Origin of the sequence: Agromyces aerolatus (assembly GCF_031432255.1) — a bacterium.
Taxonomy (GTDB): domain Bacteria; phylum Actinomycetota; class Actinomycetes; order Actinomycetales; family Microbacteriaceae; genus Agromyces.
The window spans coordinates 1-24,900 of the sequence record NZ_JAVKGQ010000026.1 but is presented as its reverse complement, the minus strand read 5'-3'; the positions used below and the strand labels follow the sequence as shown (position 1 = coordinate 24,900).

At 67.9% G+C, this 24,900-nt stretch carries 22 protein-coding genes; 3 read left to right on the top strand and 19 right to left on the bottom strand.

Annotated elements, in window-relative coordinates; all coding sequences use genetic code 11:
- Positions 1 to 63 precede the first annotated feature (63 nt).
- Together RH864_RS18790 and RH864_RS18785 are read right to left on the bottom strand one after the other, a co-directional pair.
- Positions 64 to 984 carry a sugar phosphate isomerase/epimerase family protein gene (locus RH864_RS18790; protein ID WP_310519110.1) on the bottom strand — a complete coding sequence of 307 codons (921 nt, stop codon included), beginning with the start codon at positions 982 to 984 and terminating at the stop codon, positions 64 to 66.
- A 41-nt stretch (positions 985 to 1,025) separates the two neighbouring features.
- Positions 1,026 to 2,147 (bottom strand): Gfo/Idh/MocA family protein, encoded by a 1,122-nt coding sequence (locus RH864_RS18785; RefSeq protein ID WP_310519109.1) that lies wholly within the window; start codon positions 2,145 to 2,147, stop codon positions 1,026 to 1,028.
- A gap of 152 nt (positions 2,148 to 2,299) precedes the next feature.
- Between RH864_RS18785 and RH864_RS18780 the strand changes: the two genes are divergently transcribed.
- Complete coding sequence (locus RH864_RS18780; protein ID WP_310519108.1) at positions 2,300 to 3,511, top strand: ROK family transcriptional regulator; 1,212 nt, start codon at positions 2,300 to 2,302, stop codon at positions 3,509 to 3,511.
- Between the two features lie 10 nt (positions 3,512 to 3,521).
- Here RH864_RS18780 and RH864_RS18775 read toward each other — a convergent pair whose 3' ends face one another.
- From RH864_RS18775 to RH864_RS18735, 9 genes are all read right to left on the bottom strand, one after another.
- The gene (locus RH864_RS18775; RefSeq protein ID WP_310519107.1) at positions 3,522 to 5,090 is read right to left on the bottom strand and encodes an arylsulfatase; all 1,569 of its coding nucleotides are present in this window, start codon (positions 5,088 to 5,090) and stop codon (positions 3,522 to 3,524) included.
- 42 nt (positions 5,091 to 5,132) lie between these two features.
- Positions 5,133 to 6,101: an acetylxylan esterase gene (locus tag RH864_RS18770; RefSeq protein ID WP_310519106.1), complete on the bottom strand. Its 969-nt coding sequence runs from the start codon at positions 6,099 to 6,101 to the stop codon at positions 5,133 to 5,135.
- 32 nt (positions 6,102 to 6,133) lie between these two features.
- Complete coding sequence (locus RH864_RS18765) at positions 6,134 to 7,024, bottom strand: ROK family protein (RefSeq protein WP_310519105.1); 891 nt, start codon at positions 7,022 to 7,024, stop codon at positions 6,134 to 6,136.
- Between the two features lie 291 nt (positions 7,025 to 7,315).
- On the bottom strand, positions 7,316 to 8,164 hold the full coding sequence (locus tag RH864_RS18760; protein WP_310519104.1) for a carbohydrate ABC transporter permease: 849 nt from the start codon (positions 8,162 to 8,164) through the stop codon (positions 7,316 to 7,318).
- Complete coding sequence (locus tag RH864_RS18755) at positions 8,161 to 8,922, bottom strand: carbohydrate ABC transporter permease (protein WP_310519103.1); 762 nt, start codon at positions 8,920 to 8,922, stop codon at positions 8,161 to 8,163. The genes RH864_RS18760 and RH864_RS18755 overlap by 4 nt, the downstream gene beginning before the upstream one ends.
- 210 nt (positions 8,923 to 9,132) lie before the next feature.
- Complete coding sequence (locus RH864_RS18750; protein WP_310519102.1) at positions 9,133 to 10,098, bottom strand: extracellular solute-binding protein; 966 nt, start codon at positions 10,096 to 10,098, stop codon at positions 9,133 to 9,135.
- Positions 10,095 to 10,418: a hypothetical protein gene (locus RH864_RS18745; protein WP_310519101.1), complete on the bottom strand. Its 324-nt coding sequence runs from the start codon at positions 10,416 to 10,418 to the stop codon at positions 10,095 to 10,097. The genes RH864_RS18750 and RH864_RS18745 overlap by 4 nt, the downstream gene beginning before the upstream one ends.
- A gap of 287 nt (positions 10,419 to 10,705) precedes the next feature.
- On the bottom strand, positions 10,706 to 15,757 hold the full coding sequence (locus RH864_RS18740; protein WP_310519100.1) for a metallophosphoesterase: 5,052 nt from the start codon (positions 15,755 to 15,757) through the stop codon (positions 10,706 to 10,708).
- A gap of 131 nt (positions 15,758 to 15,888) precedes the next feature.
- A complete protein-coding gene (locus tag RH864_RS18735) occupies positions 15,889 to 16,458 on the bottom strand; it encodes a TetR/AcrR family transcriptional regulator (RefSeq protein ID WP_310519099.1) in 570 nt (189 codons plus the stop codon).
- Positions 16,459 to 16,505: 47 nt separating this feature from the next.
- On the opposite strand from RH864_RS18735, the gene RH864_RS18730 reads away from it, so the two are divergent.
- Positions 16,506 to 17,459 (top strand): DMT family transporter, encoded by a 954-nt coding sequence (locus RH864_RS18730; RefSeq protein WP_310519098.1) that lies wholly within the window; start codon positions 16,506 to 16,508, stop codon positions 17,457 to 17,459.
- On the opposite strand, the gene RH864_RS18725 is transcribed toward RH864_RS18730, so the two are convergent.
- From RH864_RS18725 to RH864_RS18710, 4 genes are read right to left on the bottom strand one after another with little or no spacing between them, the layout of a single operon-like run.
- The gene (locus tag RH864_RS18725; RefSeq protein WP_310519097.1) at positions 17,428 to 18,555 is read right to left on the bottom strand and encodes a dihydrolipoamide acetyltransferase family protein; all 1,128 of its coding nucleotides are present in this window, start codon (positions 18,553 to 18,555) and stop codon (positions 17,428 to 17,430) included. The genes RH864_RS18730 and RH864_RS18725 overlap by 32 nt on opposite strands.
- On the bottom strand, positions 18,548 to 19,543 hold the full coding sequence (locus RH864_RS18720) for an alpha-ketoacid dehydrogenase subunit beta (protein WP_310519096.1): 996 nt from the start codon (positions 19,541 to 19,543) through the stop codon (positions 18,548 to 18,550). The genes RH864_RS18725 and RH864_RS18720 overlap by 8 nt, the downstream gene beginning before the upstream one ends.
- Positions 19,543 to 20,652: a thiamine pyrophosphate-dependent dehydrogenase E1 component subunit alpha gene (locus RH864_RS18715; protein ID WP_310519095.1), complete on the bottom strand. Its 1,110-nt coding sequence runs from the start codon at positions 20,650 to 20,652 to the stop codon at positions 19,543 to 19,545. The genes RH864_RS18720 and RH864_RS18715 overlap by 1 nt, the downstream gene beginning before the upstream one ends.
- A 14-nt stretch (positions 20,653 to 20,666) precedes the next feature.
- The gene (locus RH864_RS18710; RefSeq protein ID WP_310519094.1) at positions 20,667 to 20,924 is read right to left on the bottom strand and encodes a hypothetical protein; all 258 of its coding nucleotides are present in this window, start codon (positions 20,922 to 20,924) and stop codon (positions 20,667 to 20,669) included.
- A 282-nt stretch (positions 20,925 to 21,206) separates the two neighbouring features.
- On the opposite strand from RH864_RS18710, the gene RH864_RS18705 reads away from it, so the two are divergent.
- Positions 21,207 to 21,767, top strand: a complete 561-nt coding sequence (locus RH864_RS18705) for an Lrp/AsnC family transcriptional regulator (RefSeq protein WP_310519093.1) — start codon at positions 21,207 to 21,209, stop codon at positions 21,765 to 21,767.
- Between the two features lie 90 nt (positions 21,768 to 21,857).
- Here the strand turns inward: RH864_RS18705 and RH864_RS18700 are convergent, their stop codons facing one another.
- The 4 genes from RH864_RS18700 to RH864_RS18685 form a co-directional block, all read right to left on the bottom strand.
- The gene (locus RH864_RS18700) at positions 21,858 to 22,307 is read right to left on the bottom strand and encodes a hypothetical protein (protein ID WP_310519092.1); all 450 of its coding nucleotides are present in this window, start codon (positions 22,305 to 22,307) and stop codon (positions 21,858 to 21,860) included.
- 153 nt (positions 22,308 to 22,460) lie between these two features.
- Complete coding sequence (locus RH864_RS18695) at positions 22,461 to 22,895, bottom strand: hypothetical protein (protein ID WP_310519091.1); 435 nt, start codon at positions 22,893 to 22,895, stop codon at positions 22,461 to 22,463.
- 193 nt (positions 22,896 to 23,088) lie between these two features.
- Complete coding sequence (locus RH864_RS18690; RefSeq protein ID WP_310519090.1) at positions 23,089 to 23,340, bottom strand: hypothetical protein; 252 nt, start codon at positions 23,338 to 23,340, stop codon at positions 23,089 to 23,091.
- Between the two features lie 237 nt (positions 23,341 to 23,577).
- Positions 23,578 to 23,778 (bottom strand): hypothetical protein, encoded by a 201-nt coding sequence (locus RH864_RS18685; protein WP_310519089.1) that lies wholly within the window; start codon positions 23,776 to 23,778, stop codon positions 23,578 to 23,580.
- Between the last annotated feature and the right edge of the window lie 1,122 nt (positions 23,779 to 24,900).

The window sequence follows — 24,900 nt, the reverse complement described above, 5'->3', positions numbered from 1 at the left end:
CCATGAAGCCGCCCCCCACGAATCCGGCGCGGATCGTGCGGGCCGGAGCGGTGACTTGGATGGTCATGCTGACAGCCTCCTCACGGCCTTCTGCATCTCAGCGATCGGGTCGGGTACGGCGTCCAGTTCGAGTAGGCGCACCGAGGCCGCGGGGCTGCGATCGTAAAGCTCGGTCCAGGCGGCCCAGTCCACGGCGCCGGCCCCGAGGCTGGTCATGTACTTGCGGTGCTCGTCGTGAATCGCCTGCCCCTCGATCGGGATGCCGGCGGGCATGGGCCCGACGGCATCTTTCCAGTGCGCGATGGCGACGCGCTCGAGATGGTCGGCCACGATCTGCACCGGGTCCCCGCCGGCAAGGACGATGTGGGCGGTATCGGGACAGAAGAAGACGTACTCAGGATCTGTGAGCGCAAGGAGCAGGTTGATGTCGCGCCGGGTACAGAACATCGAGTGGGCCTCGGTGTGGAGCGCGAGCTTGACTCCACGCCGTAGCGCCGCGTCGCCGACTCGGTGTGCGACGTCGGCGAATCGGCTCGCGTACTCGAGATCGATGAAGAGCGGCGGCTGTGCGTCACGGGTACGACGCATAGGTGGGCCGGCCACGAGCACCTCGCCGCCCACCTCTTGAAGGAACTCCACGTACGGAAGCGCGTCCTGCACTGCCTGGTCCGCGGTGACGCCGTGTCCCCACTCCGTCGCCATGATGAAACCGCCACTGAGGGTGATTCCACGCGCACGGATCACTTCGCCGAAAGCCGCGGCGGCCCCATACGCCGCGACCGCGGATCTCCAGTCTGCGGGCGGGAAGGTCAACTCCAGATGAGTCACTCCCGCTGCACCGAGTGCGTCGAAGATCGTCTCCCAGATTCGCTTCGGATCGGCTTGCCCGATCTCGAGGATCTGGTCGTAGCTCGCCACTCCCCAGAAGGCGGGGTCGTAGAAGGTGATGGCGTCAACGCCGTATGCGGGTGCGGTGCTCGTCACGTGGGTTCCTCTGTTCCGGGAGCGGCGCTCCACAAGTTGTCTCAGGCGCGGCGCGGCGCGGGGCGATCGGGGCGGCTGGTGATCTCGATGCGTTCGCCTGAGGCGCTCGATCGTTCGATGCCATCGAGCACCTCGAGCACATGACGTGCGAGCGAGCTGCCGACGCGAAGCGGTGCTCCGAACGACGCGCGCCACAGGTCCGCGACGCCGAGGCCTCGAAGGAACTGCGAGGGAGTGTCGGGCTCGCCGTCGACGGGGAGGACCGGGGCAAGCTCCCGCCACTCCGTGTCATCGATCCGGCGAACCGTGACGGGGCCGTCGAACTGATTCGGATCCGGCAGGGTCAGCGCACCCTCGGTTCCGAAGAGTTCAATCTTGGGCAGGTGGCTCTCCCAGATGTCGAAACTCGCCACGAGCGTGCCGACCGCACCCGACATGAAGTCGAGAGTCGCCGAGGCGTGCGTCGTGGTCGTCGCCTCGATGGTGTCCACCGTGCGTTCTGCAGCAGTGACGCGCCGCGTCCTCGCGCCGATCCGCGTGGTGCCCGACACCGACGCGATCGGGCCGAGCAGATTCACCAATGTCGTGACGTAGTACGGCCCGAGGTCCAGCAGAGGCCCCCCGCCGGGCTGGAACAGGAACGTCGGGTCGGGATGCCACCGTTCGGCTCGCGAGTGGGTGATGAAGGCGAGTGCAGCGAGCGGCTCGCCGATCTTTCCGTCGTCGATGGCAGCGCGGGCGGTCTGTCCGGCGGACCCGAGAAAGGTGTCGGGTGCTGACCCGAGCAGCCGACCCTCGCGGGCCGCGACCTGCTCCATACGCAGTGCGTCATCAAGACTCACCGCGATGGGCTTCTCGACGTAGACGTGTTTTCCGGCCTCGAGTGCGGCGATGGTGACTTCAGCGTGAACGAGCGGCGGCGTGATGTTCACGACCATGTCGATATCGCCGTCCGCGAGGAGCTCAGCGATCGTGCCGTGGGCCGTGATTCCGAGTTCCTCGGCCAAACGGGACGCCGCAGCCGGTACGGCATCGGCGCAGGCACGGAGTTGCAGCTCGGGGAACCTTGCGATTCCTTCGGCGTATCGGCGGGAGATGTTGCCACAACCGATGAGGGCGACATTGGCAGCACGGTCAAGACTCAAGGCGCGATTCCTTTGCATTCAGCCTCGTTCACGAGGCGGCGCCCACTCATCGGTGGACGACCTGTCGACTATTATGGGGGGTTGTTTACTAAATTAGCTAGCCCTCGATTTCCAGCTCGTCTTCTACGCTGAGAACGTTGGGCTGACAGCCCGCCGCGAGGGAGGTGTCGATGAAGGGCGCGTCCCCTAGCGCGATCCGGCGAACCAACAGGTCCGTGGTGTTGCGCGCGTTGCGAGCCGCGGAATCCTCCTCGATGTCGGCGTTGATACGCCGCACCGGCATCTCGAGGCGAACGCTGGAGGCGATCGTCGCCGAGCTGGCAGCCCAGGGATGGGTGGATATCATCGAGCCGGCCGCGAGCGTCGCGCGGACAGCCGGGCGGCCGGCGCGTGACTACCGGTTCAACGCCCGCGCGGCGTACGTGCTCGCGATCCAGCTGGACGTCGACTCGGTCGCGGTCTCGCTCGCAGACCTCGTCGGCGTCACCATGCACGAGGACCGCACGCGCACCTCAGCCCGCGTGACCTGGGACGAACGGCTCAGGCTCGTGAGCGACATGACGCGAGCGGTGCTTTCCGCTGCCGACGTCCGGCCGGAGTGGGTGATCGCCGCCACGGCTTCGACACCTGGGATCGTTCGCGACAGCGGCGAGGTGGACCTCCCGAGTAGTCAGTCCACCTGGTCGGGCATCAACCTCGCATACGAGCTCGAACAGACCCTCGGGCGTCCAATCCATGTCGAGAACGACGCCAAGCTGGCGGCGGTGGGTGAGAGGACCGCGGGGGCGGAGCCCTCGGACGAGACGTTCGTGTGGGTCAGAGCGGATGGCGGTCGTCTCGGCGTGGGCGTCATCATCGATGGCAGACTCCATCGCGGACAGGACGGCGCCGCAGGCGAGATCGTGTGGGCGAGGGCGCTCACCGCGGAGAGCTTGACACCCTACGTCACGAGCGGCTTGCTCGACCCGGCACGAGCCCGCCCAGAGGGCACCGAGGATGTTGCCGCACTGGCGCGCACCGGCGATCCGTCGGCCAGAGCAGAGGTCCGGCGTTTGGCGGCTTCTCTCGCGCCGGCGATCGCCGCCCTCTCCTGGGTACTCGCGCCACAGCGCATCGTCCTCGGTGGATCCCTCAGCCGCATCTCCGATCTCTTGATCCCCGAGTTGACCGAGTCCTTCACGGCGGACGGGCGCGCGCTCCCTTCGACGATCGTCGGGTCGAATCTCGGCGAGCGCGCCGTGCTCACCGGAGCGATCCGGCGGTCGCTGGATCATGTCGAGGAAGACCTCCTGAGCCCCGACGTGGATCTCGGCACCGCTCCGGTTCTGGCTCTCGCCTCCGGTGAACCGCAAACCGCGAGCGGCGAACCTTCCTCAGGGTGACGTTCGCAGGTCAGATGGAGCGACCACGCGCTCGGTACTCGGCGAGGACCTGTTCCCACGGGATGACGCCGTTCCGTTCCGCCCATTGGGCCCACGCCCGCGCGAGATCGCGTGCCAACTCGGGGTGGTCATCGATCAGATCCATCGTCTCCCCCCGATCGCGCTCGATGTCGTAGAGCTCCCATGCATTGAGCGCCTCCCGAACGAGTTTCCAGCGGCCACGTCGAATCGCGGCGTTTCCGATGTGCTCCCAGCAGAGGTCGCGCTCGACGCCGGCGTCGGACGAGACCCTCCGCCAGAGGGGCAAGAGGCTCTGACCGTCGCCGTCGCCGTCGCCGTCGCCGTCGCCGAACCGTCCGACCGCGTCCATCACCGTGGGGAACACATCGACCAGGTGCGCGGGGGATTCGACGATCGCGCCCGACGACAGTCCGCCGGCCGGCCAAGATGCGATGAGCGGTGACGCGATGCCACCCTCGTGGACCCACCGCTTGTAGAACCGGAATGGCGTGTTCGACAGATGCGCCCATGAACGTCCGTAACTCATGTACGTGGTCTCCGGTCCAGGGTGCACCCTCGGATCATTTCCGATCTGAACCGGGTCTCCCGCACGCGTGATCCGCGGGCAGATCTCCTCGGGGAGGAAGTCGGCCCCCGGGTACAGGTCCTCCGCGCATGCGCCGTTGTCGGACGAGAAGATGACGAGGGTATCGTCGAGCTGTCCGCTCTCCTTGAGCGCTTCCAGGACTCTTCCGATTCCGCGATCCATGATCTCGACCTGGGCCGCGTACACGGCCATCCGCTCGACCTCCCATTCCTGGTGGGCCGCGCCTGACCATGCCGGGACCTCTGAATCCACCGCCGAGCGAGGGGCTCCCGCAGCAAGACCGATGGCGCGCTGACGGTCGTGACGCGCTGCCCGTAATTCGTCCCAACCCGCCCGGTATCGGTCTCGATACTTCGCGATCACGGCTTCCGGGGCATGAAGGGGCCAGTGCGGCGCGGTGTATGCCAAGTACAAAAAGAAGGGGCGTGCCTGCTGCGCCGCTGCGCGCACCACGTTGATCGCGGTGTCGGCCACGTCATCCGTGAAATAGAAGTCGTCGGCGAGCTGACCATGGTCCAGCCGCTCCTCGCCCTCGTAGAGCCCCGGTTGGTAGTAGCTGCTGCATCCGGGAAGGATGCCGCGAAAGCGGCTGAATCCGCGGCGGGTCGGCCAGGTGGAGTTCGGCGTCTGCGTGTCGGACGACAAGTGCCACTTCCCCGCCAAGGCGGTCAGGTACCCGCGCCGCTCCAACACCTCGGCAAGCGTAGGCGCGGCCGTGGACAGCGACCCGGCGTACCCGGTCGGGCTGTCGTCTTGGGTGAGGATGCCGATGCCGACCGAATGCGGCTGGCGACCGGTCAGGAGCGCGGCACGCGACGGGCTGCACCGAGGCGTGACGTAAAAGGAATCCATCCGGATTCCCCGCGTCGCGAGATCGTCAAGGTTCGGGGTGTCGATCTCGCCGCCGAACGCGCCGAGGTCGGAGTATCCGAGATCGTCCGCGAGCACGAGGAGAATATTGGGCGTACTCATGATGTCCTTCGCAACCGTCAGGTGGTCCTCGGCGCGCGGTGGTCAACCGCGCGCGGGCGTGCTTCGCAGCCAGCGTTCCTGTGCGACCCAGTGGTGCTCGCCTCCGCCCTCGTGCTCGTTGAACGGGTAGACCGTCATGTCCATGGGGCCGCTCCAGGCGTTCGCAGCTGCAAAGACCGTCGACGGCGGGCAGACGGGGTCCATTAGCGCAGCGGCGAAGAGCGCGGGCACCTTCGCGCGTCGCGCGAAATTGACGGCGTCGAAGTAGGAAAGCGTGGTGAAGGCCGCAGCCTCCTCACCACGGTGCACGGACAGGTACCGGACGATCTCGGAGTAGGGATCGCTGGTGGTCATCCCGACCGCACGCTCGAAGTGGCAGAGGAAAGGGACGCTCGGCAGTGCGGCTCGCAGATCCGAGATGAGTGCTGAGACGGCGATCGCGACCCCACCGCCCTGGCTGCTCCCGACAACGGTGACCTCCGTCGGCGGGACGATGTCGAGGCTCCGCACGGCGTCGACGGCCCGCACGGCATCCGTGTAGAGCCGACGAAAGTAGTACAGGTTCGGGTCGAGAATCCCGCGGGTCATGAATCCCGGTATCGAGGCAGGCATCACGCCCTGATCAGGGGTCTCCCCGCCGCTCCCCCAGGCGCTGCCCTGTCCCCGGATGTCCATGAAGAAGTGCGCATAGCCGGCGGCCGCCCAGCGCAACCGTTCGTGGGGCAGTCCACGGCCGCCTCCGTAGCCGTTGTACTCGACGATCATCCCTCGCGGCTCGCCGGAGGGGACGTTGAGCCAACCCTTGATGGGCTCACCTCGGAAACCCGGGAAGCTGACGTCGTAGGTGTCGACCATCACCATGCCGGCATCGACCCTGGTGGAATCGACCACCCCGCCCACCGCTCGGGTCTCGGCAAGGGTCGTGGCCCAGAACGCGTCGAAGTCTTCCGGCTCGGCGACGACTGGCCGATACTCGCGAAGCTGGTCCAACGGCAGGTCAAAGAACGGCATGGCTCTCCTCAAGAGGTGGGATCGTTGTGTGATCAGGACGGGCTGAAGAGCGCTTCCTCGATGTGGTCGAGCGACGTGCGCATCGCGCCCAGCAGAACGGACTTGTCACCCAGCTCGGTGAGCTTGATCTGGGTGTCTGGGCTGGTGCGCCCCGCGAACTCTCGTTCGAGTGCTGCCGCGAGCGGGGGACCGATCTCGCTGAAGGCGCCACCGACGACAAGCACCTGCGGCGAGAGCAGACACGCGATCGCGTGCACGCCTGGAGCGAGCGCGGCGGCGAGGTCATGGACGTGCGCGAGGGCCTCGTGATCGCCGACTCGAGCTCTCTGCGCGAGGTCGAGGGCCCGCATTCCGTCGATGGTGTGGGGCAGATCGAGCGCGAGGAGCGGGTTCGGCGCCATCGGGTCTCCTAGCTTGAAGAACGGCTGGGCCCAGTAGACCTCGCCCGCCTGTCCGTGCAATCCGCGGTACAGCTTGCCACCGACGACGATACCGACGCCGACCCGGTGCCCCTCGGCCAGAACGTAGACGTAGTCGGTCGCCGCCTGAGCGCCGCCGCGCCACCCCTCACCGATCGCCGCGAGCTTGGCGTCGTTCTCCACGACGATCGGGCAGCGGAAGAGACCGCCCAACGCTTCTGAGAGCGAGAATCCCGACCAGTCGGCGACGCCGGGGCCCGCGGCACCCACCGCACCTTTCAGTTCGACGATGCCTTCGTCGTTGACCACACCCATCGTCGAAACGGTGACGGCGGCGACATTCCGGTCACCGATGCCCGTGGTGCGGTAGAGCGACTCCACCGCCGCTCGAACCCCTTCGAGCCGCTGCGATCGCGTGGTCCCTGCGCTCACGCGTTCCGTCCAGGACCCGAGCGTCCGCCCGTAGAGGTCGCACAGCATCGCATCGACCCGGTCCTGGCCCACCTGAATGGCGACGCCGTAGGCATGCTGGGCTTCGAACGCGAAGGTCCGTGCAGGGCGACCGACCCCGTGGGACTTCGTCCGAGCGGTCTCCGAGGCCTGGCCGTTGCTCACGAGCTCCTCGAGGATCAACTCGACGGTTCGTCGCGAGAGGCCGGTCTGATCGGTGAGCTCGGTGAGCGTCGCCGAGCGGTGACGGTGGAGCTCACGGAGGGTCGTCGCGGTGTTCAAACGGCGCATCGTCGCTGGGGCGACCGGCCCTACTGAGTTCATCTCAGAACCTCCGAACCGGCATCACTTGAGTCCCACGGTGGCGATACCCCGAATGAAGTACTTCTGCAGTACCAGGAAGAGCAGGAGGACGGGCAAGAGCACCAGCACAGCGCCCGCGAGGAGGATGCCGTAATTGATGGTCTCCGTCCCCTGGCTCATCGCGGACAGCGCGACCGGCAGGGTGTAGCGATCGGCGGTCTGGGCGACGATGAGGGGCCACAGGAATCCGTTCCACGATGCGAGGAAGGCGAGCAGCGCCTGTGTCGCGATGGCGGGCCCCGACAGCGGCAGGAAGATGGTCGAGAACAGCCGGAACTCGCCCGCTCCATCCAGACGGGCGGCCTCGAACAGCTCGTCCGGGAGAGACTCCGCGAACTGACGCATGATGAAGACCTGGAGGGGCAGGACCACCATCGGCAGCGCGATCCCCGCGAGAGTGTCGATGAGCCCGAGCTTGGCGACGACGACGAACTGCGGAACGAAGATGGCCGTGAACGGGATCATCATCGAGGCGAGGATCGCGCCGAACACGAGCTTCTTCCCCGAGAAGTTCAGCTTCGCCAGCGCATACCCGACCATGGACGCGAACGCCACATTGCCGATGACCACCGCCGCCGCAACCAGCAGGGAATTCACGCCGTAGCCCAAGAAGTTGCCCGCTCCGAGCAGCGTGGCGAAGTTCTCGAGTGTCGGATTGATCGGGAACCACGCGCCCGGGTCGGCGAGGATCTCGCCCGTGCTCCGGAACGCTCCGGCGAACACCCAGAGGAATGGAGCGAGCACCGGCAGCAGGGCGAGGATCAGTACGGCGTAGAGCGCTGTCGTTCGGAGTCGCGTCGTGGGCTTGCGGGCCAGAGGTACTGCGCTCATCTTGCCTTGTTTCTAAGGAGCCGGAACTGCACGACGCTCAACACCGCGACGAGCAGGACCATGACGTACGAGGACGCCGCCGCCAGACCGAGGTTGCCGAACCCGAACTGATCGAACGTGAAGAGACCAAGCGTCACGGTCGCGTTCAGCGGGCCTCCGTCGGTCAAGAGATACGGGATCTCGAAGACCTGGAGGAAGAAGATCGACAAGAGGATCGACACGAGCAGCGTCGTCGGCCGCAGCATCGGCCAGGTGATCGAGATGAGCGTTCGCCAGCGTCCCGCGCCGTCCAGGGCGGCAGCCTCGTAGACGTCCTCGGGGATCCCCTGCAGACCCGCGAGGTACAGGATCATCGCCGTGCCGAAGTTCAGCCAGATGCCGAGCGCGAGCAGGACCGGCAGCGCGTAGGACGCGTCACCGAGCCAGTTCGGTCCGGTGATCCCGAACGCCTCGAGGAAGGAGTTGACCGGGCCCCGGGCGTTGAATGCGTACTGCCAGATCGTCGCCACGGCGACGATGTTCGTGACGACAGGCACGTAGAACGCGGCACGGAAGAACCGGCGGAATTTCGGGATGCCCGTGTTCAGCGCGACCGCGAGGAGGAAGCCGATCACCAGGGTGATGGGCACGCCGACCCCGACGTAGATCGCGGTGTTCAGCACCGAGCGAAGGAAGCGTTGGTCGGCGAAGAGATCGATGAAGTTGGCGAGTCCGACGAAGCTTACGGCGAACGGGTTGCGCAGGTCTGACGATCGCATGTCCGTGAATCCGATCACGAGCGAGATCGCGATCGGGGCTGCCGTGAAGATCAGGAAGACCGCAATGAAGGGCGCGCTCAGGAGCCAGCCGGCTCGGTTCTGGTGCCCGGTAACGCCAGCGCGGGCGGTCCGGCGCGCTGATGAACGGCTCCTCTCGGAGCGCCGCTGCCGCGACGCTCCGAGAGCGAGCTGAGAGGACTCGAGCATCGATTACCGTCCGGTGCCGATGCTGTTCGCCAGCGACTGCGCCTCGGCCAGGACTTCCTCGACAGAGACACCCCCGCGGATCAGTTTCTCGGCCTGACCGCCGAGCATCTTGGTGAACTGATCCCAGGTCGAAATGCTGGGCGACGGAGCAGCGGTCGCCATCTGCTCGAAGAACGGCTCGAGGAACGGATCGTTCGTGAGTTCGCCCTCTTCCCATGCCGAGGTGCGAGGCGGGAGGCTGCCGAAGCCGGCGTACTGCTCCAGCTCGGTGTCGACCTGCCCGAGATAGCGGATGACCTTCCAGGCTGAATCTGGATTCTCCGAGGACTCGGAGACCGTCCAGCCACCGCCGACGAGCAGACCGATACTCCCCGCCGGCCCTTCAGGAAGCACGGATACGCCGAGGTGCTGATCCACCCACTCGGCACCGGCCGCCTGCTCGAGTTGGGTCAGCACCCAGGGACCGGTGACCAGCGATCCGATCTCGCCGGAGATCAACGTGGCGACCTGATCGAGGAAGACCGGGCCGTCCGGCGACGTGAGACCGTCCTGGAAGAGCTCACGGTACTGTTCGAACGCCGCCCGCATCTCGGGCGTGTCCACCTGCCACTCTGCACCGTCCTCGGAGACGAGCTCGGCCCCGGCACTGAACCCGAGGGTAGACACGAAAAGACCGGTGTCCGTGCCCCAGGACACATCGCTTCCGAACGGCTGGTTCGCGCCCCCCGCGCGGAGGCCCTCCAGGAATGGCACCCAGTCCTCCCAGTCCGCGGGCGCCTCGACACCGCCCGCTTCCGCGAAGTCGGACCGATAGAGCACCAGGCGCACATTGTTGTACCACGGCACGAGGTACTGAACCTCGTCGATCTGCCCGAGCGCGAGTGTGCCCGGGAAGAAATCGTCGAAGTCGAGCAGGTCCTCGGGAACGGGCGACCACGTGCCGCTCAGCAGACTGCCGTCCGCTTTCACCAGCGCGACATCAGGCAGCGTATTCGAGGCGATGGCGGCTTGGATCTTCTGAGGTATTCATTCGTGGGGATGATGGTCACGTTGACCGTGGCCTCGGGGTTGTCCGCACGGAAGCCGTCAAGCAGCGTGTCGAGATAGTTCGCGTCGCCGCTCGGCGCCCAGATGTCGACGACCCCGGTCGCCGGGGCTTCGTCGATCGCGGCGGCCGCGGCCTCTGGGGCGTCCGCGCGACCGCAGGCGGACAGCAGTAGCGCACCGGCGGCGGCGACGGCGAGCACACTGGCCGCCCTCGTACGCAAGCGGGATGAGAAATAGGCCATCAGGACTCCATTGTTCGGACGGTGGAAGGGTTGTGGGAACATTACGCGAGAACACCGCATAATTGCAAGCACGGCCGAGCGACCACCCTCTCCGCGCCAATCGACCCGGAATCACGGCGTTTCGACGAGGGGTGGAACCAGCGCCGGGCTCTGGACGACAGTGCGAGCGGCGAATTACGCGATTAGGTAGTGAAATCGAGAGAACCGCGCTGTTCGCCGGGAAATGCCGAAGCCCGCCGCGGGGCGGTGCGACCCACCCCGCGACGGCCTCCCGTCGTGCGCGCCGGTTACGCGACCGGTCGCGACTCCTCGCCGCGGCGGTTCGACCGCGTACGGAGCATCAGCAGAGCGCCGAGCGCCATGACCAGGGCGGCGAGGCCGCCGATGGTCCATGCGAGACCCGCGTCGATCGGGGATCCGGTGTCGGCGAGCTCACCGCCGCTCCCCGTCCCGGCGGGCTTGGCCGCGCCCGGCCCGCCGGTGCCCGGCCCGCCAGGCTCACCCGGCTGTCCCGGCCCGCCAGGCCCACCCGGCTCCTCACCAGGCCCACCCGGCTCCTCGCCGGGACCACCCGGCTCCTCGCCCGGCTCGCCCGGCTCCTCCGCTGCGGGGATCACGGTGAACCGGCTCACGCCCGAGTAGTCCACCGCACCGAACGGGTCGGCTGACTGCACGTACCAGCCGTGCTCGCCGAGCTCGGTGAGCGGCCAGGTGGCCGTCAGCACGGAGCCGCTCGGGACATCCGCGAAGGCCGCGATCTCGTTCGACGTCAGGATCTCGGCCGAGAAGGCGTCGGTCGCGAGCGTCCGGGTCTGCGGCGCGATGCCGAGCTGGGCGTACGAGATCTCGAACTCCTGGTCGGCGTACGGGTCCTCGGGCGGCCCCGCGAGCGTCGGGTCGTCCGAGTTGTACTGGCCGAGCGAGTGCGAGTACGTGCGCACCAGCATCTGCTGCGTCTCGTTGTCGAAGTGCAGCATCCGGAAGAAGCCCTGGCCGCCCTCCGGGAGACCCTGGTAGTCGAACAACATCGAGTACACCGTGCGGTCGGCGACGCCGTCGCCGTCGTCGTCGAACGTGTCGGTGCGCGTGGCCGCGTCGTGGTAGTGGCCCGAGAGCACCATCTTCACGTTCGGGTTCGGCGCGACGACCTCGTCCTGGATCCGCTGCGGAACCGGGCCGAGCCCACCGCTCGGGAGCACGTTCTCGTGCAGGTTGATGATCGCGATGCGCTCGGGGTGCGCCGCGAGCACCTCGTTCATCCACGCGAGCTCGGCGTCGGCGGGACCCCAGCCCATGTAGAGCATGAGGAAGTCGATCCCGCCGGACGAGATCAGGTCGTAGTGACCGCGGTTGTCCTCGTAGCTGCCGCCGTACCAGGGGTTGTCCGCGTAGCGCGCCTCGCCGAAGACCTGCCCGTACGCGGTGTAGTCCACCTCGTAGCCCACGTCGTGGTTGCCCGCGAGCACGCCGTACGGCAGTTCCGCCTTGTCGAAGCGCAGGTACTGCGCGTCGGCGTTCGTCCACTGCTGCGGCACCGTGTGGTTGTCGACGATGTCGCCGGTGTGGATGACGTACTGCAGGTTGATCTCCTCGCGACGGTCCAGCAGATAGTCGTGGATCGACACCTGGTGGGTGTAGTGCGTCGCGTTGTAGTACTGCGTGTCCGACTCCCAGCCGATGGTGAAGTCGTACTGCGAGCGCGGCACGTCGGCGGGGTTCGCGGGCTCGACGGGCGAGTCGCGTTCGGTGAGGTTCTCACCGGCGAAGCCCTCGGAGTGCTGGACGAGGATCGTCACGACGCCGTCGCGGGCGTAGGCGCCCGCTTCCACGACCCCGTCGAGCCCGAAGGCCTCGGCCTCGGTGCCGGCCGTGAGGTGCCGGTCGATCTCGGTCCAGGACGACCCTGACGGGTCGAGCGCGTAGAGCATCACCTGGGCGCCCGGGTTGGCCGAGCCGGCCCATTCGACCCGCACGAGCGAGTCGGCGGCGGTGCCGGCCGGGACATCCACGTCGAACATCTGGAACGGGAACTGCTCGTCGGAGCTGATCTCGGTCGCGAGGCCGTCGACCCCGGTGAGGGTCTGCACCTCGTCCCGGCTCAGGCTCTGCGCCGGGCCGCGGTCCGTGCTCGCGGCGTCGGAGACCGTGCCCGAATGGGACTTCACGTCGCCGTCGCCGAGCTCGAGCCGGTGGCCCTCGCGGAACGACACCTGGAGGGTGTCACCGGTCGGGTCCTCGACGCGGGCCTGCAACGTCACGTCGCCCGCCTCGACCTCCGAGCCCTCGAGCGGCCCGATGATGCCGGCCGAGGGGTACTCGTCGTAGGTCGTGAAGGTCGCCGTGTACGTGTCCGAGTTGCCGACGACGTCGGTGGCCAGGATCTCGAGGACGTGGTCGCCGGGTGCGAGGTCGAGCGAGGACGTCTCGTACGGCAGCTCGATGGCGGTGCCATCGAGCGTCGCGGTGGCGGATGCCACGCCCGAGCCCGCGTCCGCCACGTCGGCCTCGATCCGGATGGGCCCCTGATACGGCGTGCCGTCGACGACCGACGAGGTCACGACCGGCGCGGTGTTGTCGACGTGCACCGTGCGGGTGGCGGTCAGCTCGCGGTCGGTCGCGGTGAGCGTGTGCGCACCGTCCTCGACCGAAGCGGTCTCCCAGGTGTGCGACAGCCCCGTGAACGCGTCGGCGGGCAGCTCGAAGCGGGCCTCGTAGAAGTCGAGCTTGCCGGCACTGTCGCCCATCTCGAGGACCCCGCCCTCGTAGCCCGCAGGGATGAGCGTGCGGCCGTCGGGCAGGATCAGCCTCGGGTCGAACGCACCGAAGTCGTCATTGTTCTCCTCGAGGTCGATCTCGGGCGCGGCCTTCGTGCCGGCCCAGATGCTCACGACGAGCTCGCGGCCTTCGACGATGTACTCGAGGGGGATCGGCGTGACGATGGTCTCCGAGCCGACGTAGATGCCCTTCTCGAAGATCTGCAGGACGTCGTCGCCGACCTTGACCCCGTTCTTGAAGTAGTTGTCGACCCGCTCCGCCTCGAACGCGAAGACCGGCGCCGTCTCGAGCATGGGCTCGGTCTCGACGGTCTCGCCGTCGATCGTGAGCTCGAGCTCGTTCGGGTAGGCGTCCGAGGTCGCGACGACCCGGGTGTCACCCGAGACGAACTGCCCCTCGTCGAGGTTGAACCGGACCGGGTCGGTGTCGACCCCGGCGACCGGCAGTCGCCGCGGCTCGCTGACGTAGGTGTTCGTGCCGTCGCTCACCTCGAGCGTGTACTCGAACCAGGCCTTGCCGGCGAGGTCGACCCAGTGCACCCGGTGACGGTACACGTCGCCCTCGGCGGGGGTCAGGTTCAGCACGCGCGCGCCCGGGTCGACGTCGTTGGTGAGCGTCATGGTGACGGTCCGTACCTGGACGTCGTCGGTGATGTGGAACGCCGGGACGAAGTCGACGGTCGGGTCGATCTCGGCCGCGTTGCGGTCCTCGACGACGGGCAGGGTTGTGTCGGATGCCTCGATCATGAGGCCCGAAGGCACCTGATCGGCCTGCACCCGGCCGGGCGTCGGAGTATCGAGTCCGAGCAGTCGCTGCACGGTCTGGTCGGCCGCGTCGATGCCATAGCGGATGCTCCGGTCGGGGAACGTGTCATCGACGCCGGCGACCATGTTGTACTGCGCCTGGTTCACCGTGAACCCGGTGTTCGTCATGATCTCGATGCCGCGCGGGCTGCCGTTGGCCATGCCGCCCGAGGAAATCTCGGCGAGGTCCTCGCCGAGCGTCAGGTCGGTACCGAACTCGGCGTTGAAGTCGGCGGCCGTGAGGTGGGTGTTGGCCCCGTTCTTGATCCAGAGCACGAGCGTGCCGCCGCCGGGGATGACGATGTCCGCCGGCTGCGCCGGCCACAGCACCTCGGCACCGGTCATGTGCAGGTAGTTGACCGTGTAGTCCGCGAAGTCGATCGGCTCGCTCGTCGCGTTGTAGACCTCGATGAACTCGTAGGCGTCGGCTCCGCCGACATTGTTCGTGTCGGGCATCAGCTCGGTCACCTGCAGGCGCGAGGTGACGATCGTGGGGTCGGGCTCGGGGCTGAACGGCGGCGCCGTGAACGCCTCGGCCGCGACTATGCCGGGCGTCGGCGTGGCGAGCGTCTCGAGCACCTGCATGCCCTTGGTGTTCACGTCTCCGGGGATGCGGAAGTTCGCGCTCAGATCCTGGCCGACGCCGCCGGCCGGCACATGCGACCAGCTGACGATCTGGTCGCCCTGCAGCACGCGGATGCCGCGGTCGCCGCCGTTCGCGATGCCGTTCTGGCCGCTCACGCGCACGATGCGCGCGTCGGAGGTCATGCCGAAGTGCGCGCGGAAGTCGGCCTCGGTCTTCGCCGAGGAGTCGACGCTCCCCGCGGTGTAGCTCAGCCAGAAGACGATGGTCTCCCGCGGCTCGATGACGAGCGTCTCGTCGGCGACCACGAGCGGGATGTCCCGGGTGCGGTCGGGCGTGTTCACGTAGCTGTACGCGAAGGAGTATCCGCCGGCCGCGAGGTCGATCGGCTCATTGGTGGTGTTGGCGACCTCGAAGAACTCGAAGTGGTCGTGGCTGACGTTGTCCGGCGTGATCTCGGTGACCATGAGCGGCCAGCTCGAGGCGGGGCCTGGCTCGGGGAGCGGCTCGGGCTCGGGCTCGGTCGGGGTGAGCTGTGCCGGGTCGATGACGCCGGGCGAAGGCGGTGCGAGCTGCGCGAGCACGTCCATATTGAGCGCCGCCGGGTCGGCGGGCAGCCGGAAGTGCGTGACGAGGTCCTGCCCCATCGACCCGGTCGGGTAGAACGAGTACGACAGCAGCTGGTCGCCCTGGGCGACGCGCACCGCACGCGAGCCGCCGTTGGCCATGCCGGGCTGGCCCGTGATCCGCGCGATCTGCGTCGTCTGGTCCATGCCGAAGTGCTGGCGGAAGTCGTCGACCGTGTACTGGAACGAGTCGGGCGAGCCCGACTCGGCCCGGTAGCTCAGCCACAGCACCGCGGTCTCGCCGCCGGCGATGGTGACGTCGCCCTCGACCGCGAGCTTCGTCCCGATGCTGAGATCGGTGGTCTCGCGCGTGACGTAGGAGAACTCGATGCCCGACGCAGCGAGGTTGATCGCGTCGGGCGTGGTGTTGTGCACTTCGAAGTACTCGAAGTGGTCGGCACCCACGTTGTCGGCGGCGATCTCGGTGATGAGCAGGGGCGACGTCTGCGACGCGGCGTGCGCGGGCGGGGCGGTCAGCAGGGCGAGTCCGACGGCGCACGCGGTGGCCGTCGCAATCGTTCCCGTGAACCGCCGAAGTCGTGACTGAGGCACAGCTGTCCTTCGGTATCGGAAAGGGATCGGCCCGACCGTAGGGAGACAACACGAATACGGAGCAAACAATCCGTGACCAATCGCTGCACGCCCACCGTCCAGCGATTCCGCAGCATGGCCGCAGCCGCAGGTCAGCCGGCCGCCGCGACGAGGATGGCGGCCGCGGCGCGGGCCGTGCTGAACGGTGACGCCATGGTCTGGACACCGGTCGACGCGAAGGCACCGTCGAGGACGAGGAGCAGCATCCTGGCCAGCTGGCCAGCATCGGCGACGCCGGCTTCGGTCGCGAGCGAGTGCAGCACCTCGAGCAGCCCGGCTTTCTGCCTGGAGACCTCGACGGCGATCGGATGCTCCGGGTCGGGGACCTCGGCGCGCGCGTTGATCGCGCTGCAGCCGCGCGATCCGCGAGCGGTCATCCAGTCCTCGGCGGCGTCGAAGACGAGGAGGATCCGTTCTGCCGGCGCAGCCGTCGACCGGCGGAGCCGCTCCTCGAGGAGCATCCGCCATCGCTCGTCGCGCTCGCGCAGATACGCGACGACCAGGGCGTCCTTCGAGCCGAAGCGGTCGTAGAGCGTCTTCTTCGTGACGCCGGCGGCAGCCGCGATCGTGTCGACCCCGACCGCGTGGATGCCCCGCTCGTAGAACAGGTCCGCGGCGGCGTCGAGGACGCGTCGCGCGCCGGGGGTCATGGTGTCGGCCATGCCTCGACTCTACCGCGTCGACTATACCGATCTGTATAGTCGAGGCCATGAGTACACAGATCGGTATACCCTGGAACGGCATTCCGGGGGGCTGGCCGGTCATGCTCGCGGGAGCGGGCTTCGTCCTCAGCTGGAGCGCCGGGTTCTGGAGCGCGAAACTCGGCGCCGGCGAGGCATCCGTCATCACGCTGATCCTGTGGCGCTACGCGACCGTCGCGGTCGCGCTGTGGGTCGCCGTGTGGGTGGCGCGACTCGAGACCCGGATGTCGCTGCGCGAGCTGCTGCACCACAGCACGGTCGGCCTGTTCTCGCAGGCGGGGTACGTGCTGCCGGTCTACGGCGCGATCGCGCTCGGCGTGAGCACCGGCACCACCTCACTGGTCGATGCGATCCAGCCGCTGGTGATCGCGACACTCGTCGGCCCACTGCTCGGCCTCGCCGTCCGGCGCCTGCAGTGGTTCGGCCTCGGGGTCGCGTTCGCCGGCGTCGTGGCGCTGGTCGCCAACGACCTCACCTCGAGCGAGGCGCCCGCGCTCGCCTACCTCCTGCCGGCCGCGGCCGTCGCCAGCCTCGTCGCCGGCACGCTCGTCGAGCGGCGGGCCGCACCCGCCGTGCCCGTGACCGTCATGCTCGCCGTGCACACGAGCGTGACCGCGATCGTCATGCTCCCGATCGCGCTCGTGACCGGCCAGGCCGCGCCGCCGGCCGACCCCGGCTTCTGGACGACGGTCGCGTTCCTCGCGCTCGTGCCGACCCTTGCAGCCTACGGCCTGTACTGGTTCCTGCTGCGACGCATCGACGTGACGGCGCTGAACGCGCTGCTCTTCCTCGTCGTGCCGACGACGACGATCGGCGGAGTGCTGCTCTTCGGCGAGCCGTTCACCGCCGTGTCGCTGGTCGGCCTCGCGCTCAGCGGCGTGGGCGTCGCCATGGTGCTGCGCGGCGAAGCCCCCTCGGCCGAGCGCCGCGCTACCCCAGCAGCGCGCGGCCGGGATCGTTGAGGAGGCGCGCGATGTGCTGCAGCACCGAGGCGCCCAGCTCGCCGTCGACGAGGCGATGGTCGATCGAGATCGAGAGCGTCATGACGTCGCGCACCCGCAGCTCGCCGTCGACCACCCAGGGCCTCGGGGCGATCGCGCCGAGGGCCAGGATCGCCGCCTCCGGCGGGTTGAGGATCGGGGTCGCACCCTCCATCCCGAAGACGCCGACGTTGGTCAGGGTGAGGGTCCCGCCGGAGAGCTCGGCGGGGGTGAGCGTGCCCGCGCGGGCCCGATCGACCAGTTCGGCGAGCGCGTCGGCCAGCTCGCGCAGGCTCAGCGACCCGGCGTCCTTGAGGTTCGGCACGAGCAGCCCGCGCGGGGTCGCCGCGGCGATCCCGAGATTGAGCGTGCGGTGCAGCACGATCTCGCGTGACTCGTCGTCCCAGGACGCGTTGATCTCGGGATACCGCGCGACCGCGAGCGCGACCATGCGCGCGATGAGCAGCAGCGGGCTGATGCGGACGCCCGCCCACTCGCGGTCCGCCTTGAGCCGGCCGATGAGCTCGGTGGTGCGCGTCACGTCGACGTCCAGCCACATGCTCGCGTGCGGCGCGGTCGTCGCCGAGCGGACCATGGCCTCGGCAGTGGCCTTGCGCACGCCCTTGACGGGGATGCGCACGTCATCCGGTGACGTCGACGTCCCCGTTCGGGGACGCTCGAAGTCGGGCCCCGCGGGCCGGCGCAACCGGATCCGCCGGCCTCCGGCCTCGGTCGGCCCGGAGCCGACGAGCACGAGCGGCGCCGCGTCAGATTCTTCCTCGCGGGGCGCGGCGGATGCCTCGGTGGGAACAGCCGCCTCGGCCGAGGCAGGCACAGCCTGCGCGATGCTGATGAGCGGGACACCCACGGCGAGCGTCTCCCCCTCGTCGCCGTGCCGCTCGACGACGACCCCGGCGAACGGCGAGGGCAGCTCGACGACCGACTTCGCCGTCTCGACCTCGCACAGCGCGTCGTTCACGTCGACGGTATCGCCGACCTTGACGCGCCAGCTGACGATCTCGGCCTCGGTGAGGCCCTCGCCGACGTCGGGGAGCACGAAGACCTGGGGCTCAGACATCGACGGGGGTCCTTCCGAAGTTGATGGAGTGGTCGATGGCCGCGAGCACCCGGTCGACGCCGGGGAGGAACTCCTCCTCGACCTTCGCGGGCGGGTAGGGCAGGTTGTAGCCGCCGACGCGCAGCACCGGCGCCTTCAGCTCGAAGAAGCAGCCCTCGGTGACGGCCGCGGCGATCTCGGCACCGATGCCGAGGAACGTCGAGGCCTCGTGCACGACCACGGCCCGTCCCGTCTGGGCGACGCATCTGCGGAGCGTGTCGACGTCGAGCGGCGCGAGCGACCGGAGATCCACGACGCCGACCGAGACGCCGTCCTCGTGCGCGGCCTCGGCCGCGGCGAGCGCGACCTTCACGCTTGGCCCGTGCGCGATCAGGGTGCAGTCGCGTCCCGTGCGCAGCACGAGGGCGCGGTCGAGCGCGGCGGGCCGCGCGTCGAGGTCGACCTCGCCCTTGTCCCAGTAGCGGCGTTTGGGCTCGAAGAACACCACGGGGTCGTTGCTCTCGATCGCGGAGCGGAGCAGACGGTACGCGTCCGGCGGGTTCGAGCATGAGACGACGCGCAGGCCCGCGGTGTGCGCGAAGTACGCCTCGTTGGACTCGCTGTGGTGCTCGACCGCCCCGATGCCGCCTCCGGCCGGGATGCGGATGACCAGGGGGAGCGCGACGCGGCCACGGGATCGCGCCCGCATCTTCGCGAGCTGGCTCACGATCTGATCGAACGCCGGATAGACGAATCCATCGAACTGGATCTCGCACACCGGCCGGAACCCGCGCAGCGCGAGCCCGATCGCGGTGCCGACGATGCCCGACTCGGCGAGCGGCGTGTCGAAGACACGACGCGGGCCGAACTCGTCGGTGAGCCCGTCGGTGACGCGGAACACGCCGCCGAGCACTCCGACGTCCTCGCCGAGCACGACGACGCGGTCGTCGGCGCGCATGGCGTCGCGCATGGCGAGGTTGAGGGCCTTCCCGAGGGTGGCGACGACCATCAGCGCTCCCCCTCGACCAGCCGGACGAATGCCTCGTACTCGCTCCGCTCGCGCTCGACCGGGTGCGGGTCGGCGTAGACCTCGGCGAAGAGGTCGGCGAGGTCGGGCGCGGCGAGCGCCTTGCATTCCTCACGCGTGCGGACGGCGAGCGCCGCCGCGGCCGCGTCGGTCTCCGCGAACCAGGCGTCGTCCACTCTGCCGCGTTCGAGGACCCGGCGCAGACGCCGGATCGGATCGCGATGCGTCCAGGCCTCGAGCTCGTCCGGCGTGCGGTAGCGCTTGGGGTCGTCGGAGGTGCTGTGGCCGCCGATCCGGTAGGTCTCCGCCTCGATGAGGGCCGGGCCCTGGCCCGCGCGGACGCTCTCGACGGCCTCACGCGTGACGGCGTGCATGGCCAGCGCGTCGTTGCCGTCGACCCACCACGACCGCAGCCCGAACCCGGCCGCGCGCTGGTGGAGCGGGGTGCCGGACTGCTTGCTCGTGGGCGTGGAGATCGCCCACTGGTTGTTCTGGCAGATGAACAGCAGCGGGAGCTCCATGGTGGCGGCCCAGTTGAACGCCTCGTTCACGTCGCCCTGGCTGGCCGCGCCGTCACCGAAGTAGGCCACGGTGACGACATCCGAGCCTTCGAGCCGGCAGCCGAGCGCGTACCCGGCGGCGTGCAGCGCCTGCGTGCCGAGGACGAGCGAGTAGAAGTGGAGGTTGTGCTCGAACGGGTCCCACCCGGCGTGGGCCACCCCGCGCCACTGGGCGAGGAGCTCACCGGGGGTGAGGCCGCGGACGAGGCCGACCGCGTGCTCCCGGTAGCTCGGGAAGATGTGGTCGCGATCGGCGAGGGCCTTGACCGAGCCGACCTGCGCCGCCTCCTGGCCTTCGCACTGGAGCCAGAGACCCAGCTCGCCCTGTCGCTGCAGAGACACGGCCTCGCGGTCGAGGGCTCGGGCGAGCACCATGTCCCGGTACAGGTCGCGCGCGAGGTCGACGTCGAACCGGTGCTGGCGCCCGGCGGGCGTGAGCTCGCCGTCGGCGTCGATGAACCGGATGGGGGAGAGCTCGGGGGTCAGCTCAGGGGTCAGCTCGGGGGCGAGCAACTCGGTCGTCCGAGACATCCGTGACTCTCGCATCACGAGGCCAATACGATGCGGTCGGATGCGGCGCGGTCGGAGACCGCACCGAGCTCCGCGTCGACGACGTCGACGAGGTTGCGCAGCGACGCGACGGCGGTGCGGGCCTGCGCCTCGGTGGCGAGGACCGTCGCGGTCCAGCTCGCGCCGCCTGTGCGCAGGGTGCGCCAGTGCGCGGAGGCCACCTCGATTCCGCGCCGGTGGAGCACCGAGGTCACGGAGAGCAGGGAGATGGTGCCCGCACGTGCGAGCCGCACGACGAGGTGGTGAGTGGGAATGGTCGCCGGTGCGGTGTCCGCTGAGCGTTGCGCCGGTGGGCGTCGGTCATGCGGGCGTTCGGCGGACCGGGCTGGTGAGTCGGTCGTCGTCGACATCTCGTCCTCCTGAGAGCCATGCCTGCGGGGTGGTGAGGCATGTCCGGCGAAGTGGCAGATAGTTCACCACATCGTCCTGGTCGTGGTCAGGGGTGTCAAGAACTTCGTGGTCTACTGTACGTTCTGTATAGATCATCCGGGTTCGACCGACAGGAGCTATGCGCCGTGACCAGCATCGACCGACTCGATGTCGAGATCCTCGAGCGGCTCGCTCAGACCGCCCGTGCGGGCGTCGCCGAGCTCGCCGGAGCGCTCGGGGTCAGCCGCGCGACCGTGCAGCAACGCCTCAAGCGGCTCGAGGACGAGGGCGTCTTCCAGGGGTTCCGGCCCATGATCGACCTGCGGGCGGCCGGTCTGAGCGTGCACGCCCTGATCACGGTGGAGATCGATCAGCGGGTGCTCGACCGGGTCGTAGCGGGGCTGGCGAACCTGCCCGAGGTGCTCGAGGTGCGCATTCAGGCGGGCCGCGAGGACCTGCTCGTGCACGTGGCGCTCACCTCGCTCGAGGCGCTGCAGAGCCTCACCACCGACATCGTCGCGATCGAGGGCGTCCGCAAGACCACGTCGACCTTCACGGTCGCCACCCCGATCCCGTACCGCTCCCAGCCCATCCTCCGCAAGGTCACCGCCCACGCCGGCTGGGGCCGCTCCGCCTCCGCGACCCGGCGCGACGTCCCGGCCGACGACCGCCAGACCGGAGGGCCGGCCTCGCGGACCGCACGCTGATCCGCGCTGGCCGACGGGCTGGGTCAGTCCTCAGCCCGACACCCCACGCCAAATCCGGGGAAGGTGTCATGCGCGGGGCCATACCCTGAATCACCGCACACGTAGCCGAGCTCCCAGCTCTGCTCCGGATCGCAAGCGCGGCCGCTTTTCCAGTGGGTACAAGTCCCCCGTATCAGGATCGCCAAGGGAGAACCCGATCTCGGTGCCATCGTGACGGAGGACGACAAGCGTGGTGCCCCGGCCCTCCCAGCTGAGATGAATGGCCGCACGGTTGTCGGCCACGCGCCAGGTGCACGCTGCCGTGTCGATCGGCATCCCGATCGGTTTCCCATCAGCCCCTGCTGGCTCTAATTTCAGCGCGCCGGTGGGTATGCCGCTGAGCCGACACGTTTCATCCGCGTGGAAGTCGATCCGCCCACCGTCGTCTGAATTCACCCATGCCCCGACGAGGTCACCGGGTTGCGGGATCGGCGGTTCGACGAGATACGCGTGAGCGTTCCAGCAGCCGGCGAGCGTCCCCAGTACGGCGATCGCAGTCACGATCGCCGCGATTCGCCGAGATGGGGCTGCGGTTGTCACACGCAACTCCAGTGCAGTAGAGCCACCATGCGTCCCTTCCTTCAATTGTGTACGCATTTCGGGTATGGCTTCCGGTCTGAACCGTCGGGCCGAACCACTACGCCACGTTCGCATTCACGGTTGGGCTTCTCGCTCGTGGGAGTGTTCGAACTCGTAGCGCGCCGCGTACCACCAGAATGCTGTGGCGGACACGAGAGCAGCCAACGCGCCGAACCACACGGGAGGCGCCCGGAACTCGAAGACCCACCAGCACGCATATCCGATCGGCGCTCCCCCGAGGGCGGCGAGCGCCGCCACCAGCGCAGCGCGCAAACGCCACTCGAGGTGCTGCAACCGGGGCCGCATGAGCACCCACACGATGACGACCGCTTCTGCCACCACGGAGAACGCGATCAGGTAGAGCGGGGCAAGGTACAGCGCATATATGCCCATCACCCCGTCGCGCGCAAGGTAGACGGCCACAACCCCCAACGCCACTGCACACGCGAACGCAAAGGCGAAGCCGGTGTACGCCGAGAACGGGGTCCAGGACAGCGACCGACGTATCATCCGTCACCGGATTCTCTGTGATTCAAGCTTGCTCCTTCCTCAGGTATACCCACTCCTCGCCACGTCGAGATCGCGCGGAACGGTGACAGGCAACCAGCCGCAGGAGCACTTGAACACGGAAGGTCCTCATATTGTCATATTGTCGGCCGAAGGCGCTGACCCCGCGCGACGGCTCGCGGGCTCCTCGAATGCCTCATGGGTACACGCGCACATTTGTGAACTGAATCGACCATGCAATGAACAGGAACCCGCATCCAAGGAGGACTCCGATCACGCCCATGAGCCGGTACCCCCAGAGCGGCGCCGGCTTCTTCGCAGTCGGGTCAAGCCAGCCGAGGACCCGTGTCCTCGTCGCCGTATTGATCTTGCTCACGACCTGGGGCTTGATGAGACAAATCAGCCCGACGGCAATGCTTGCCAAACCGAGCAGGAGGGGTGTCAGCACCAAGCCATCATGTAGCTGCGCCCCGCTTCGGCGCCAGAGCAAGGCGAGCGGGGCGACTCGCGCCACGCTGGACGACCGAGGGCCGCCACGTTCCTACCTGTCCCTGATCCGGAGCACTTCCTGCCCAACATCCGACGGATAGCAGACCGTTCCGTTGACTGTCGCTGCCCTAGATGAATCCTCAAGGTCCGTCCTTGCGTCCGGCTTCAGCGCCCTTCCCGCGCTCCCGTGCGTTTCTCAGGAAGGTCTGTGCACGTCTTTCGAGTCCGGTCCGAGCGTGGGCTCCACCCAATACTCCAGCGCTTCTTCGATCGAAAGGAACTCCACGCCGGCGTTCTTCCACGGGCCATCCTCGCTATCGGACAGCAGGATGCCCAAGTCCCACGACCGCTGCCCCCATACCGCCCACCGCCCCGAGCTTCCCGTGATGGCGAACACGTCTGCGGTGTGATTGGGAGCTCCGGTCGCGAGGCCGCCTTCCCAGAACGAGACATGGTGCCAATGCGATTCGCCGATATCGTGCGCCCGCGTGCGAAAGGCCGGAAACGAAGTGTAGAACTCGCGATATTACTCAGGCGCCGGGTCGAGGACGACGAAACTCACTGTCCCGTCGCCGTGAGAATCGACGAGTGACTGGAGCACCGGGCTGAACCACCCCTCAAGTGCTTCATCGTAGGTACAGAAGTGCGCAAAGCCGGAATCTAGTCACTGGATAGACATTCATCGCGGAATACCGGCGGTTCTCGATCGTCGGCGCCGTAGCCCGAGTCACCACACACATACCCGAGGTCCCACTCTTGTTCGGTTTCGCAGGCAACGAACCGCACTAACGTCCAGTCCATCTCGCCGAATCGCGCACTCGCAGACACCAAGATCTTGGAGTCCTCGAACTCGACAAAAAAGGATCCTCGAGTCCTCGCCTGCCAAGTTGCGTCGCCTGTGTACCGCTCGCTCGCTGAACCTGCGATGCAATAGTGGCCGTCGTCATCCTGCACAGAACGACCCCGGGGAAAGTTCGTGACCCGCGCTTCGCTGTCATCCTGCAGCTCGAGACTGATGTGATCAGGAACTCGCTCCCCTGGCAGGTAAGACATGTCCGCGTCCCAGATCATCGGCGGCGTAAACTTCGGATCCGAGCTTCCCACGGAGCAACCGCTGAGTCCAACGATCAGGATTGCCGCCGCGACGCCGATCGCGAGATGGCGCCTCCGCGTTGCGGCCCTATCCACGGACAATGGTGTTCCCATTCTGGTTCTGCATGATGAACTCAAAGTATTCGTTCCGAGACGGACCGTTCAGATAGGCCTCAGCCATCCGATATCCATTGACGTCGCCCGACCGAGCCCATGCTCTGGCGTTGACCTGATCGGTCATTCGGCAAGAGCTGTGGGGGCGGCGGCCTCCTCCGGTTCTTCATCGGTCCACCCTCACGCCGAAGCTACACCGCGATGGTCTACACCGACCGGATCGTCGAACTCGGCGCCATCCCATCCACCGGGACCGTCGGCGATTCCTACGACTGTCAGTCTGTTCCTGCCGCATCCCGCGAGGATGAGGAAG